This window comes from Ruminococcus sp. OM06-36AC (assembly GCF_003438725.1).
GTDB lineage: Bacteria > Bacillota > Clostridia > Oscillospirales > Ruminococcaceae > Ruminococcus_C > Ruminococcus_C callidus.
In genome coordinates this window covers 115,804-129,393 of the sequence record NZ_QSTT01000001.1, presented here as the reverse complement: position 1 = coordinate 129,393, position 13,590 = coordinate 115,804, and the positions used below count along the sequence as shown (strand labels likewise).

The 13,590-nt window shown below is 49.6% G+C and carries 14 protein-coding genes; 9 read left to right on the top strand and 5 right to left on the bottom strand.

All coding sequences use genetic code 11. The features are described 5' to 3' along the window. Window positions 1-21 precede the first annotated feature (21 nt). The 5 genes from DXB92_RS00620 to upp all read left to right on the top strand — a co-directional run bounded on the left by DXB92_RS00620 (window position 22) and on the right by upp (window position 4,317). Window positions 22-1,692 (top strand): formate--tetrahydrofolate ligase, encoded by a 1,671-nt coding sequence (locus tag DXB92_RS00620; RefSeq protein WP_117731755.1) that lies wholly within the window; start codon window positions 22-24, stop codon window positions 1,690-1,692. A gap of 19 nt (window positions 1,693-1,711) precedes the next feature. Then, the gene (gene tsaE / locus DXB92_RS00615; RefSeq protein WP_117731753.1) at window positions 1,712-2,161 is read left to right on the top strand and encodes a tRNA (adenosine(37)-N6)-threonylcarbamoyltransferase complex ATPase subunit type 1 TsaE; all 450 of its coding nucleotides are present in this window, start codon (window positions 1,712-1,714) and stop codon (window positions 2,159-2,161) included. Continuing rightward, entirely contained in the window at window positions 2,142-2,825 is a 684-nt protein-coding gene (gene tsaB, locus DXB92_RS00610) for a tRNA (adenosine(37)-N6)-threonylcarbamoyltransferase complex dimerization subunit type 1 TsaB (RefSeq protein WP_187118430.1), read from the top strand. The genes tsaE and tsaB overlap by 20 nt, the downstream gene beginning before the upstream one ends. A 403-nt stretch (window positions 2,826-3,228) precedes the next feature. Next, window positions 3,229-3,669 (top strand): ribose 5-phosphate isomerase B, encoded by a 441-nt coding sequence (gene rpiB, locus DXB92_RS00605; protein WP_040647046.1) that lies wholly within the window; start codon window positions 3,229-3,231, stop codon window positions 3,667-3,669. Window positions 3,670-3,687: 18 nt separating this feature from the next. Then, a complete protein-coding gene (upp, locus tag DXB92_RS00600; RefSeq protein WP_040647044.1) occupies window positions 3,688-4,317 on the top strand; it encodes a uracil phosphoribosyltransferase in 630 nt (209 codons plus the stop codon). A 127-nt stretch (window positions 4,318-4,444) separates the two neighbouring features. Here upp and DXB92_RS00595 read toward each other — a convergent pair whose 3' ends face one another. Both DXB92_RS00595 and DXB92_RS00590 read right to left on the bottom strand, forming a co-directional pair. Next, window positions 4,445-5,017, bottom strand: a complete 573-nt coding sequence (locus DXB92_RS00595) for an ANTAR domain-containing protein (RefSeq protein ID WP_147329995.1) — start codon at window positions 5,015-5,017, stop codon at window positions 4,445-4,447. A 44-nt stretch (window positions 5,018-5,061) separates the two neighbouring features. Then, window positions 5,062-6,345, bottom strand: coding sequence for a glutamine synthetase family protein (locus DXB92_RS00590; protein WP_117731749.1), 1,284 nt, complete (start codon window positions 6,343-6,345; stop codon window positions 5,062-5,064). A 502-nt stretch (window positions 6,346-6,847) separates the two neighbouring features. Between DXB92_RS00590 and DXB92_RS00585 the strand changes: the two genes are divergently transcribed. The 3 genes from DXB92_RS00585 to DXB92_RS00575 all read left to right on the top strand — a co-directional run bounded on the left by DXB92_RS00585 (window position 6,848) and on the right by DXB92_RS00575 (window position 9,542). Then, on the top strand, window positions 6,848-7,318 hold the full coding sequence (locus DXB92_RS00585) for a hypothetical protein (protein WP_117731747.1): 471 nt from the start codon (window positions 6,848-6,850) through the stop codon (window positions 7,316-7,318). Window positions 7,319-7,878: 560 nt separating this feature from the next. Then, entirely contained in the window at window positions 7,879-8,865 is a 987-nt protein-coding gene (locus DXB92_RS00580) for an aldolase catalytic domain-containing protein (RefSeq protein WP_021680936.1), read from the top strand. 179 nt (window positions 8,866-9,044) lie between these two features. After that, a complete protein-coding gene (locus DXB92_RS00575; protein ID WP_147329994.1) occupies window positions 9,045-9,542 on the top strand; it encodes a hypothetical protein in 498 nt (165 codons plus the stop codon). 6 nt (window positions 9,543-9,548) lie between these two features. Here the strand turns inward: DXB92_RS00575 and DXB92_RS00570 are convergent, their stop codons facing one another. The 3 genes from DXB92_RS00570 to DXB92_RS00560 form a co-directional block, all read right to left on the bottom strand. Continuing rightward, window positions 9,549-9,956, bottom strand: a complete 408-nt coding sequence (locus tag DXB92_RS00570; RefSeq protein WP_117731745.1) for a PIN domain-containing protein — start codon at window positions 9,954-9,956, stop codon at window positions 9,549-9,551. Then, on the bottom strand, window positions 9,940-10,185 hold the full coding sequence (locus tag DXB92_RS00565; protein ID WP_117731743.1) for a dihydrodipicolinate reductase: 246 nt from the start codon (window positions 10,183-10,185) through the stop codon (window positions 9,940-9,942). The genes DXB92_RS00570 and DXB92_RS00565 overlap by 17 nt, the downstream gene beginning before the upstream one ends. Window positions 10,186-10,264: 79 nt before the next feature. Next, window positions 10,265-11,227 carry an AEC family transporter gene (locus DXB92_RS00560; RefSeq protein ID WP_347512224.1) on the bottom strand — a complete coding sequence of 321 codons (963 nt, stop codon included), beginning with the start codon at window positions 11,225-11,227 and terminating at the stop codon, window positions 10,265-10,267. A gap of 441 nt (window positions 11,228-11,668) precedes the next feature. On the opposite strand from DXB92_RS00560, the gene DXB92_RS00555 reads away from it, so the two are divergent. After that, a complete protein-coding gene (locus tag DXB92_RS00555) occupies window positions 11,669-13,363 on the top strand; it encodes a bifunctional diguanylate cyclase/phosphodiesterase (RefSeq protein WP_181976828.1) in 1,695 nt (564 codons plus the stop codon). Window positions 13,364-13,590: the final 227 nt, after the last annotated feature.

The window sequence follows — 13,590 nt, the reverse complement described above, 5'->3', positions numbered from 1 at the left end:
GCAGAGAAAAGGAGAATTTTTATGTTATCGGATATCGAAATTGCACAGAATGCAGAAATGTATCCCATTGGCAAGATCGCTGCGGAGCTGTCTATTTCAGAGGAGGACATTGAGTACTACGGACACTACAAGGCAAAGCTGTCGGAGCAGCTGTTCCAGAAGCTGGACAGCAAGCCGAACGGCAAGCTGATTCTGGTGACTGCCATTAACCCCACGCCGGCAGGCGAGGGCAAGACGACCGTCAGCGTTGGTCTGGCAGACGCACTGCATCAGATCGGCAAGAAAACAGTTCTGGCACTGCGGGAACCGTCTTTGGGACCGGTGTTCGGCATCAAGGGCGGAGCAGCCGGCGGCGGCTATGCACAGGTAGTTCCCATGGAGGACATCAACCTGCACTTCACCGGTGATATGCATGCCATTACATCGGCAAACAACCTGCTCTGTGCGATGCTGGACAACCATATGCAGCAGGGCAACGTGCTGCGGATCGACCAGCGTCGCGTCATGCTCAAGCGTGTGCTGGACATGAATGACCGTGCTCTCCGGAACATTGTCATCGGTCTGGGCGGCAAGGTAGACGGCATTCCCAGAAGCGACAGCTTCCAGATCACTGTAGCTTCCGAAGTCATGGCAATTCTCTGTCTGGCTTCTGATCTGGCAGACCTGAAAGAACGTCTGGGCAAGATCCTGGTGGCATACGATCTGGACGGCAATCCGGTTTATGCCAAGGATCTGGGGGCAAACGGTGCCATGACAGCTCTGCTGAAAGATGCACTGAAGCCGAATCTGGTACAGACTCTGGAACACACGCCGGCACTGATCCACGGCGGCCCGTTCGCCAATATTGCCCACGGCTGTAACTCGATCCGTGCTACCAAGCTGGCACTGAAGCTGGGTGATTACTGCGTTACCGAAGCAGGCTTTGGCTCTGATCTGGGTGCTGAAAAATTCTTTGACATCAAGTGCCGCTACGGTGGTCTGAAGCCGGACTGTGTGGTTCTGGTGGCAACTGTCCGTGCCCTGAAATACAACGGCGGCGTTCCCAAGACGGAACTGACTACCGAGAATCTGGACGCTCTGAAAAAGGGCATTGTCAACCTCCAGGTGCACATTGAAAACATGAAGAAGTACGGCGTGCCGGTAGTGGTTGCGATCAACCGCTTCCAGTGCGACACCGATGCAGAACTGCACTTCATTCAGGAATTCTGCGAGAGTCTGGGTGCAGAGTTTGCACTAACCGAAGTATTCGCCAAGGGCGGAGCAGGCGGCAAGGAACTGGCAGAAAAGGTCTGCAAAACGATCGAAACCAAGCCGTCCGACTTCCACGTATTGTATGACACCGAACTGTCTGTGGAAGAAAAGGTGGAGAAGATCGCTAAGGAAATCTACCGTGCAGACGGCGTGACCTTTACTGCACCGGCAAAGAAAGCACTGGCACAGATCAACGCACTGGGCTGCGGCAATCTGCCGGTCTGCGTGGCAAAGACACAGTATTCCCTGTCGGACGATGCTGCCAAGCTGGGCAAGCCGGAGCATTTTACCATTACTGTCCGTGACGTGACACTGTCCAACGGTGCCGGCTTTGTGGTAGTGCTCACCGGCAACATCATGACCATGCCGGGACTGCCGAAGGCACCGTCTGCCCTGAAGATCGACTGTGACAACAACGGCAATATCACCGGTTTGTTCTAATCGAAGGAGATGCACAGACGTGTTGAAAATACAGAAAACAACGGCTTCTCCGGCGGAAACCGTCGCCTTTGCGGAGCAGGTAGGCAAGCGGCTGCATGCCGGTGATGTGATCGCCTATTTCGGCGGGCTGGGTGTGGGAAAAACTACCTTTACCCGCGGGCTGGCGAAAGGCATGGGGCTGCCGGACGTGGTGTCTTCTCCCACATTTGCCATTGTGCAGGAGTACCACGGCAGCGGGCTGTCGCTCTACCACTTTGACATGTACCGCATCGAGGGGGCAATGGATCTGGAATCTACGGGCTTCTACGACTATCCGCTGGACGAGGGCGTGTTTGCCATTGAGTGGTCGGAGAACATCGTGTCGGAACTGCCGGCAGGCTGCCTGCAGATCACCATTGAACGGCTTTCTGATGCGGCACGGCAGATCACAATAGAAGGAGATGAGCGTTTTGCGGATCTTGGGGATTGATACTTCCGGAAAAGTTGCCGCTGCGGCTCTGTATGACAGCGAAGCCGGCTGCCTGCTGGCACAGCAGTCTGTTTATACCAAGCGTACCCATTCGCAGGTGATCCTGCCGCTGGCAGAGCGTCTGTTGGCAGATACCGGTTTGCAGTGGCAGGACGTAGACGGCTTTGCCGTGGCAAAGGGTCCGGGGTCTTATACCGGTCTGCGTATCGGCATCGCCGCCGTGAAAGCCATGGCGTATGCCCTGCAAATTCCCTGTGTGGGAATCTCCACGCTGGAGGGACTGGCGTGGCAGAATCTGTCGTGGCAGGGCGTGATTTGCAGCGTGATGACGGCACGGCAGGCTCTGGTCTATGCCGGACTGTATCGCAGCGACGGAACTACAGTTACAGCTCTCCGTCCGGACGGCATGCAGCCGGTGGCAGAACTGTCGGAACAGCTGGCGGCTCTGGGAGAACCAGTGCTGCTGGTGGGCGATGCAATGGAGGAGATTCCCGCTGCGGCGTTTCTGCATGCCGCTTCGCCGGCGACAAAACTGCAAAACGGTGTCGGCATCTGTCTGGCAGCAGCACAGGCGGCATGGCAGACACCGGAGGAACTGTTTCCGGAATATTTGCAGCTGGTCAAGGCGGAAAAGGACTTGCAGGAAAAGCAAAGGGCAAAGTGACTTTATGTACACGGAAATCAATTTTCAAAAATGTGTTGATTTAAATTGTGCCAAATTATGAAGTTTGACAAGTGAGGCTCCCCTGAAAGGGGAGCTGGCAGTGCGTAGCACTGACTGAGGGGTTTCCACTTATGCCGGAAACGCCATAAAAGGATTTTACGAAAAAACCTCTCCACCGCCTAACGGCGGTCCCCCTCGTACTGAGCGGTCCCCTCTGCCCTGCGGGCATCTCCCCACCCCGTGGGGAGTCACCCCTTTCGGGGGAGGCTATCATGAAAATTGATTTCCGTGCTTTATGTAGTATTTCCCTTGCAATTGTCAAATAAATATGGTATAATGAATGCATGGCAACGCGGTATTTGTGGAGTGCTGCCATATCTCAGAACAAAGGAGTCAGAAGAACATGAAGATTTGGATTGGATGCGACCACGCCGGTTACGAGCGAAAGCAGGAAGTGATCGCACTGCTGAAAGAACGGCAGTTGGAAGTGGAGGACTGTGGCTGTGACGGAGAGAGAGCCGATTATCCGGTGATTGCCAAGGCAGTTGGTGCCGCAGTAGCATCGCACTCCGGTGACATGGGAATTCTGATTTGCGGCACAGGCATTGGCATGTCGATCGCTGCCAATAAGATCCGCGGCGTTCGTGCTGCACTCTGTGCAGATGCGTTTTCTACCAAGTATACCCGTCTGCACAATGATGCCAATGTGATGTGCATGGGTGCCCGCACACTGGGCAGCGGTCTGGCACTGGAATTGGTGGAGATCTTTCTGGATACCCCGTTTGAGGGCGGCAGACACGAAAAACGTGTGCATATGATCACAGAACTGGAACAGGAATGGTAACACAGGAGGAAAAAAATTATGGCAGGAATTCATGTAGTAGATCACCCGCTGGTGCAGCATAAGATCTCACTGATGCGGGATAAAATGACAGGCGTAAAGGAATTTCGGGAACTGACTTCGGAAACGGCAATGCTGATTTGCTATGAGGCAACCAGAGATCTGCCGATGAAGGAAATCACGATCGAAACACATCAGGGAATCGCAAAGACCAAGGTCATCTCCGGCAGAAAGCTGGCATTCGTGCCGATTCTCCGTGCAGGTCTGGGACTGGTTGACGGCGTGACTTCGTTGATTCCGGCGGCAAAGATCGGTCATATCGGCATTTTCTGCGAGCCGGGCACACATGATGCAGTGAAGTATTATTCCAAGATGCCGGACGATATTGCAGAACGGGAAGTTATCGTAGTAGACGCGATGCTGGCAACCGGTACTTCTGCGATCGCAGCGATCAAGGATCTGAAGGAAATGGGTGTCAAGAGCATTAAGTTCCTGTGCATTCTGGCTTGTCCGGAGGGACGCGATGCCCTGCTGGCAGCACATCCGGACGTGGACATCTACTGCGGCGGCGTGGACGAAAGCCTGAATGAAAAGGGCTATATCGTTCCGGGTCTGGGTGATGCCGGCGACCGTATTTTCGGCACAAAGTAAAGGGCAATACCGCACAAAGCCCGCCTGACGGTTTTGTGCGGACAACATCTGAAATAGATTTCAAAAAAACCGCAGCGGAGAGAATCGCTCTTTCCGCTGCGGTTTTTGTTGTTAGATAAGCAGACGCTTATTCATATTTTGCAATGATTTCCAGAGAAACCTCTTTTCGGGTGCGTCTGGTGTCCATTGCACTTTTCTCAATGTAACGGTGTGCAGCTTCTTCCGACATGCCTTGTTCCGTGATCAGCAGGAACTTTGCACGGGAAACGTACCGCAGTTCCTCTAACTTGGCACGAAGCTTGTTGTTTTCCTTTTGCAGCCCCAGCAAACGATGGCGGAAGGCACTTCCCATGCGGATCGCCTGTAACAGTTCCTGCTTGTTCAGCGGCTTGGGAACCACACAGACTCCGTAGTCACTGGTGCGATTGGTCATTTCCTCTGCCAGATCTGCCTTGCAGATCAGAATGACACCGGAACATGTGGACTCACAGAGTTTCACTGCCAGCTGGTGTCCGAATTCGTCTTTCAGTGGCGTGTTGATCAAAATCAGGTCAAAGTCATCATGGGGAATCATGCGTCTTGCTTCGCTGCCGCTGGAGATGACTGCAACGGAGCCGCAGCCACAGGCTTTCAAAAAGCTGGTGACACTGTCCAGTCCTTTTTCAGAGCCGGAGATCATTAACGTGCGTTCTGAATACACCGTTGTGTTTCCTCCTCTTTTTCAGATTGCAGTTTTCCGGCTGCTCAAAAATATCGGTCGAAGCAGAATGCTTCCGGATCTTTTGCCAGATGATAGGCATCGACTTCTTTCTGCATTGCCGCGGAAAAATCGTGGAGAATTGCCTTGGGCACAGTGTTACGGACAAATTCGCTTTCCAGTGCCAGCTGGATAGATTCTTCCAGGGAGTGGGGGAGTGTGGGAATGGCAGAATTTTCATTTGCTGCATTCATGTTGTCGGACAGTTCCTCGTTGTTCTGGATTCCTGCCATGCCGGCACTCAGCAGCATCTGGAATGTGATGTACGGATTGCAGTATGCGTCAGCAGAACGGAATTCAATGGAGCCGTCCCGACCCGGAGCATACAGCAGCTGTACCAGCGGAATGCGGTTTTCCTCGGACCAGTTGATGCGGGAGGGTGCCGCACGATAGCCGAAGCGGTCGTAGGAGTTGATCGTGGGGTTGGAGAACATGGTGAATTCCCGTACCCGATTGAGGATTCCGGCAATAAAGGCTCTGCCCTCCGGGGTGAGGGCTTCGTGGCTGTTGCCGAAAATGCTCTTGTCGTCTTTCTTGATGCACAGGGTGATCTTCAGCCCGCTGCCGCTGCAGTCCTTGAACGGCTTCGGCATAAACGAAGCGTAGAAGCCATTCTGTGCCGCAATGGTCTTGACTACGGTCTTGTAGTGAGCCATGTTGTCGGCAGCTGTCAGCGGATTGCTGCATGCGAAGTCGATCTCGTTTTGTCCGGGGCCGTGCTTGTGGCAGGAGGTGGTAGGGTTCAGTCCCATTTCCTCCAGCGACAGGCAGATCTCGCGGCGGGTGTTTTCGCATTTGTCCAGCGGAGCCACGTCCAGATAGCCACCCTGATCGCAGGGCTTCTTGGTGGGCTTGCCCTCCATGTCGGTTTCGAACAGGTAGAACTCGCAGCGGGTGCCCATTTCACACTGATAGCCCTGATTCTGAAGGGACTTCATGGCTTCCCGCAGATTGCGGCGAAGATCGCCCTCGTAGGGAGTGCCGTCCATGTGGTACAGTTTACAGAAGAAACGTACCACACGACCGGACTGGGGCCGCCACGGCAGAATGGACAGGGTAGAGGTGTCCGGTTTCAGCAGCAGGTTCTGGTGCGATGCTTCCAGCAGTCCGGTGGCATTGAACGGAATGCCGTCTGTAATGGCACGGTGCAGTTCCCGTGGCATGATGGCAATATTTTTCATATTTCCAAACGTGTCGCAAAAGGTCATGCGAATGAATTTTACGTCATTTTCCTCGATGAAGTCGGATAGGTCAGTTTCAGAAAAAAACATATGATACCTCCTGAAAGTATACTATTTTTAGTATACAATATATGTTTCTTGATAAAGCAATTAGAATGTGTACAATGTGTAAAAAAACGAATTCTGTATTGAAAAAGATAAGAAACTATGGTATAATGTAAATAGAATAATAAAAATCTTTTTATGAAGAACTTAAAAAGACATATATTGAAAGTCGTATTTCAAAGCTTTATGAGAGGTTATCAATGGAAAATCTGAAATTTAAGGATATAAGGCAATACCGCACAAAGAGCGTCTGGCGACTTTGCACGCCATCTGCTTGCAGATTTTCCGTCATATTGCCCAGAAATCCCTTGCAATACGACTGCGTTCGAGGCAGGATTCTGCCCGAGAACAAAGGAGTGTCGCACTAAGATAAATTGCGACCGGCAGTATGCCTGCGGAATTTTTATGCAATCTGCCGAAAAATCTGACTACGCATCTTACGCACAAGCTTTATTCAGTGTTTCCTTAATCAGTCGAGGTGATCTTTATGAAAAAACTGTTTTGTATTGGATTGATCGGAACAATGCTGCTGTCGGGCTGTGCCGGCGGAAACGCATCTTCGCAGGAGCGTGCTGAAACCAAGCCGGCAGAAACCAGTATTGCAGAAATAGACATGGCAGAGGGCGAAGGACTGAATGCCATTGTTTACAACGGGACATGCTACTACGGTGTGGCGTTTTACGGTTCGGAATCGTATGTGCCGTCTGACGCAAAGCTGTTGGGAAAGGCGGCAGACTCCAGCGAGTGTCTGAGCATTTCCCTTTATGAGCAGACACCTGTGCCGACAGAGGAATTGCAGACCAACTGTGCTGACCCGGGAACTGACGTTTATGCCGTATTCGGGAATAGCGGAAATGTGATCGAGTTTTACACCTCCACGGACGGAGAACATGGCTACACCTACTACATACTGAAAGATCTGACTACTGAGATGCCGGAATATTACACTGCCGGATAAGGCAGAACAGAAACGCTGAAAAAGGGGACTGCCGCAGGGCAGTCCTTTTTCGTTGGCAAACTGAACAGTTTTTTGGAATGCAGATTGTCGAAAATCACGATTTATGCAGGCTATGCAGAAAGTACGCGGAAATACTTGCAAAAAGGTGCATTTTTTGGTATAATATAAAGGCAATACCGCACAAAGAGCGTTTGTCGACTTTGCACGCCATCTGCTTGCAAATTTCCCTTCAGAGCCTGTTTCGTATCTTCCCGCACGCATCTTGCGTGCATATTTTCCGAGATATTTCGGGAAAATACTCGAAAATCCACAAAGGATTTTCTCCGTTTTTCCCTTCATCTCTCAAAAAATCTGACGACGCAATCTGCATACGTCAGATACGAAACAGACTCTCATATTTCACAAAAATGCTCGTGAATACATCAAGTATTCACTCCGCTTTTTGTTTCATCTGACGAAAAATTTGACGACGCATCTGTCGCACAATCTTTGTGCGGTATTGCCTAAAGAAAAGCAGTCACGACGGCTGTGGAAAATGACATAGAAATGAGGAATCTCCAATGAGCGATATGATAAAGGGTACCATGATCTCCTATCGTCCGGACATCAAAGTGCTGGACGCTACCATTCGGGACGGCGGACTGGTAAACAACTTTGAGTTTACAGACGACTTCGTCCGGAAGCTGTATCTGACCAATGTACGTGCCGGTGTCGATGTGATGGAAATCGGCTATCTGGCAGATCCGGAGCTGTTCGAGGAATCCAAGTTCGGCAAGTGGAAGTTCTGCCATGAAGATGCCATTCAGAAGGTACTGATCGACATTCTCGACCCGAAGATGCAGCTGGCAGTTATGGCAGACGTAGGACGTGCCAACGTGGCACGGGATCTGCCGGACAAGAAGGACAGCATTCTGGATATGGTGCGGATCGCCACCTATATCAACACCATTCCCGCAGCCATTGACATGATCGAAACCTGTACGAAAAAGGGCTATCACACCACAGTGAACATCATGGCAGTTTCCAAGGCACAGGAATCGGAACTGGAAGAAGCACTGGAAATGCTGGGCAAGAGCAGCGTGGAAGTCATCTATCTGGTAGACAGTTACGGTTCGCTGTATCCGCTGCAAATGCGTCAGCTGGCACAGCGGTATCTGGAAGCCGGCGAAAAATACGGCAAGAAGATCGGTATCCACGCCCATAATAACCAGCAGCTGGCATTTGCCAACACTACCGAGTGTGCTATGATGGGTGTCAGCTATCTGGACGCAACCATGGCTGCCATGGGACGCGGTGCCGGAAACTGTGCAATGGAACTGCTGATGGGATTCCTGAAAAATCCGAAGTATGACATCAAGCCGGTGCTGCGGTTTTTGCAGGACGAAATGCAGAAGCTGAAAAATGACGGCGTTGTCTGGGGCTATGACATTCAGTACCTGCTGACCGGTTACCTGAACCAGCATCCGCGGACGGCGATCGCATTCACCAATGAAAAGCGGCAGGATTATTTCACATTCTTTCAGGAATTGCAGGAAAATGAAGTGTGAGCCGGAGAAAATCGGATAAATGAGCAAACCGCCGGCGTACAGAAAAATCTGCGTGCCGGCGGTTTGGATTTTGATGTGGTAAGGATAATGGTGAGGAAATGCGAAGATGTTGCAAAAAAAGTAAAGTGATAATTTTTATTATCGTGCTTTTGACGCTTGGAATCACAACGATATGGATAATGATGCAGCAAAGTACAAATGCCGTTGTTTTGGAAATAGAAAATGCTGTACAGAATGATACATATTATGTGATGTCAGAACATGAACTTGCCGTGGAAGAACGTCTATTGCTGGACGAAAATCAAGTGAAATATGAAGAATATCACTGGAATCAAATTTTTGATGATTATCGGCTGTATTGTTCCCCTACACGTAAAATGTCAATCGAAGAATATTTAGAGGGCTATAAAATACAAAACATAGATGTTCATCGCACATACACGCTGCATAATTTTCATTCCGGATACATTTGGGTTGTGATTCACTTCGATGTTGTTGACAAGGACGGCAATATAATGACAGACAATCAAGGCGGTCCTAAGATGGGAACAAAATTTAAAATAGAAAAACAGAATGGAAAATGGCAAATCACAGACTTTTATGAACAGAATTTCTATGAAACAATGTCAGATAAAATCTACTATCTTCTTCCTAATTGGGATTTGACAAAGCAATAAAAGCGTTTAGAACATACTGTAAAATGCCTGCGGTGTTAGAACAGGAATCTCAGATTTTAAAAAATCAGAAACATTTCTTGTAATGATGTAATCTGCATTTGCAGATTTTGCACATTTGCTTTGAATGCAATCTTCAAAATCTTTAAATGTGGTCATTTGGATTGCATGAAGAACTTCTTCGTGTGTTGTACCAGTAACTTGCAACAAATTGCAGATTGCTGTTAAAGCATTTCTTCTAACTGCATCTGGAAGTTTGCGAAGCAGATACCAGATTGTTGTGATTGTGTGCAGTGCAATATAGCCGTCAACGGTTTCTGTGCTGCACAATTGCATTACTTTTTGTGCATCAGCATAAAAAGGCTCTCGCTTTAAAATATAATCTAAAATAATATTTGCATCAATCAAGACGACCATATTTTTCTTCCAAAGCCTCCCGTAATTCTGATTCTGCATCAAAGTTTTCAGGAAAGTTCAGATGCAGTTCTTCTAATTCGGCGAATGCCTGCTTTTTTTGCATGGCATGAGAACTTCCTTGCAGCTGTGTTAGCTGGAGCTCATCAGCCGCCAATGTAATAATTGCTTGGATTTTGCTGTCAGGCAGCTGGCGGATCAGTGCAATTGCCTGCTCTTGTATTTGTGTCATAAAAAAGCCCCCTTTTTAGAAAGTGGTGGTATGAATGACATGTGCCTTAACATTAGTATAGCATTTTTCCGAACGACTGTCAAATATACCCCAGACTTTTCATCACAAACAGCCACATCGTCAGCGAAAACGCACTGAGCAGGGTGGTCATCATCACGGCACAGGCGGTAATGGTGCCGTCATGCTTCATATTTTTCGCCATGACAAAACAGCTGCATGTGGTGGCACTTCCCAGCATCACCAGAATGGCGATCAGCTTTTCCGTGCGGAATCCCAGCCAGATCGCTGCCGGCAGGAACAGGGCACAGAACAGGAACAGCTTTGCGGCAGAAATGCCCAGCGTCAGCCCCAGCTTGCCCTTGGCATTCTCTAGCCGGAATGATGCTCCCAGTGCAATCAGTGCCAGCGGTGTCGCCATATTTCCCAGATAGGAAACCGACTTTTGCAGAATCGTCGGCTGCGGAATGTGCAGGACAGACCAGAGCATGCCCACCGCGATTCCCAGAATAATGGGATTGGTCACCACGTCTTTCAGAGTTCGCAGCAGCAGCTTCTTGGCGTTGGGAGCGTCACCGTCGTGGGGTGCCGTCAGGGATAGAATGATGACGGCGGCGATGTTGTACAGGGGTACCGTCCCCACGATCATCAGGGCAGCCATGGTGGCGTGTCCGTAGATGTTGTTGACAAAGGCGATTCCCAGAATGGCGGCACTGCTGCGGTAAGATGCCTGAATGATCTCGCCCCGTTCTGCCCAGTCTTTTCGCGGCAGGGACAGGAGAAAGGCAATGCTGATACTAAGCAGTGTGGCAAAAAAGCAGAACAGCACGAATTTGCCGTCCCACACTGTCTGAAAATCTGCCTTGGACAAGTCCATGAACAGCAGTACCGGCAGCAGTGCCTTAAAGACAAACTGGTTCAGCTTGGCGGTGGTGTGGTCGTCCAGCAGTCCGACTTTTTTCATCAGACCGCCGAATACCATCATGAGAAAGATCGGAATGGTGGCATTCAGACTGAATGAAAGATTTTGCAGGGTAGTTTGCACAGGTTTCACGTCCGTTCTATGAAATATTCAGCGGTTCCCCTAGGGGGAACATACTCTAGGCAATACCGCACAAAGATTGTGCGACAGATGCGTCGTCAAATTTTTCGTCAGATGAAACAAAAAGCGGAGTGAATACTGGATGTATTCACGAGCATTTTTGTGAAATATGACGGGAAATTTGCAAGCAGATGGCGTGCAAAGTCGCCAGACGCTCTTTGTGCGGTATTGCCTCTAGTGTAACGCATTTCGGGCGATTTGTCAAATTTGTAGGAAACGCCAAAAAACACTTCCATGTTTCATGATAATGGACAAACATTCTGTAAAAGTCAATTTGTTTTCTGTCATTGATTGACAAGGTGCAAAAAATGTGTTATAGTAAAAATATATAGAGGTTGATTTCGAGAAAGGGCTGAAAATGCATAACGAGGTGATTGTATGGATATGGACTTTCATGTGAAGAGTTACTGTCAGTTGTTCGACAAACTGCAGAAGAACGTGAAAACAGTAGAAGAACTGTTTTCGCTGCTGAAAGAGCAGATGCAGGAAATAGTGCATCTTTTTCCGCTGGGAAAGTTTGAAATCCGTTTGATCGTGGCTCCGTCTATACTGGATCCTGAGGGACAGGACGAACGGTTCTTGCTCTATGAGAATGAAGAAGGTTTTGATGAGCCTTGCTGTCGGGAACATGTGCAGATGGACGAAACCTGTAGTGCCGTTTTTGAATATTATCCCGTAAAAGGCACTGCATGGAGTCCGATACAGGAGCAAATGCTGTTGTTTCTGTCCCGTCAGTTGTTCCTGCTGCTGGAACGGGTAAAGCTGGTGCAGCTTCTGGAATGCATTGCAGTGACGGATCTGCTGACCGGTGCTCTCAACACCCGCGGCATCAACGAAACCGGCGGAAAACTGCTGGCACAGGGAAAATTGCAGGAGTATGCCTGTGCATTTCTGAACATTAAGAATTTCAATTACATCAACCGTGCCGTAGGAGCACGGCAGGGTGATATGGTGCTGCGGGAATTTGTACGGCTGGCACGGCAGAAGCTGAAACCAGACGAATATTTCGCACGCATGGGCGGCGACAACTTTGTGCTGCTGGCAAAAAAAGAACGCATGGGAATACTGCTGGAACAAATTGATTGTATGCAGGTGACGGTCCCTTACGAAAATGGCACCAAAACGTTTGACCTGCGTTCCCGTATCGGCGTTTATGATATGCGGGCGGGACAGTCTATGGGAGAAGGTCTCAATGCAGCTTCTACGGCAATGCATGCGGCGAAGATGTCCGGAAAAGCAGATCGTTTCTGCTTCGATGACCAGATGGTAGAGAATGCCCTGCGGCAGAAAGAAGTTTCCCAGATGTTTCCTAAGGCATTGGCAGATCGGGAGTTTGTGGTATACTATCAGCCGAAAGTCACCTTGGTGGACAACCAGCTCTGCGGCTGTGAAGCGTTAGTACGCTGGTTCCGTGACGGTGCTATGGTGCCGCCGATGAACTTCATTCCGGTACTGGAACGGGAAGGCAGCGTCTGCAAGCTGGACTTCTATGTGCTGGAACAGGTTTGCCGAGATGTGCGGGACTGGAAGGCGAAAGGCATCGAACCGGTGCGGATCTCTGTCAACTTTTCCAAGGTGCATCTGCAAAATCCACATCTGGCAGAAGAAATTCTGGCGGTGCTTCAGAAATACGAAATTCCTCCCAAGTATATCGAAGTAGAACTGACCGAGATGTCCGGCTATGAGAACTATGAAACCCTGCTCAATTTCGTCAGGGCAATGCGTGCCAACGGCGTGAGCACCTCTATTGACGACTTCGGTACAGGTTATTCCTCGTTGAATCTGCTGAAAGATCTGAACGTGGATATTATCAAGCTGGATAAATCGTTCCTCAGCAGCTTGGAGAATCACCGGAAAAATGATGTGATCGTCATCAAGAACATCATCAAAATGGTGAATGAACTGGACATGGAAGTCATTGCAGAGGGCGTGGAAACTGTCAAGCAGGCGGAATTCCTGCGGGGCATGCACTGCTGTATGGCACAGGGCTTCCTGTTCGACCGTCCGCTGCCTCACGACGATTTCGAAAAGCGGCTAAGCGGCGACCATGTGTACAGTCTGGAAAAAGCCGGAGCATAACAGAAAATATTGACGAATATGTGACAGCCCGCAGGTGTATGCCTGCGGGTTGTTTTGCGTTACAGATGCCGGAGACTTCTGTTTTTTCTTAAAATTTTATCCTTTCCTTTGCATCTTTTCAAAGCCGCTGTCGCAGACTTGACAACTACGCCTGTTTTTTGCTATAATAGTACAGTATAATGGAAATGTCGGATAAGGGTAGCACCGACAGGCAGCTTTATGCGGCA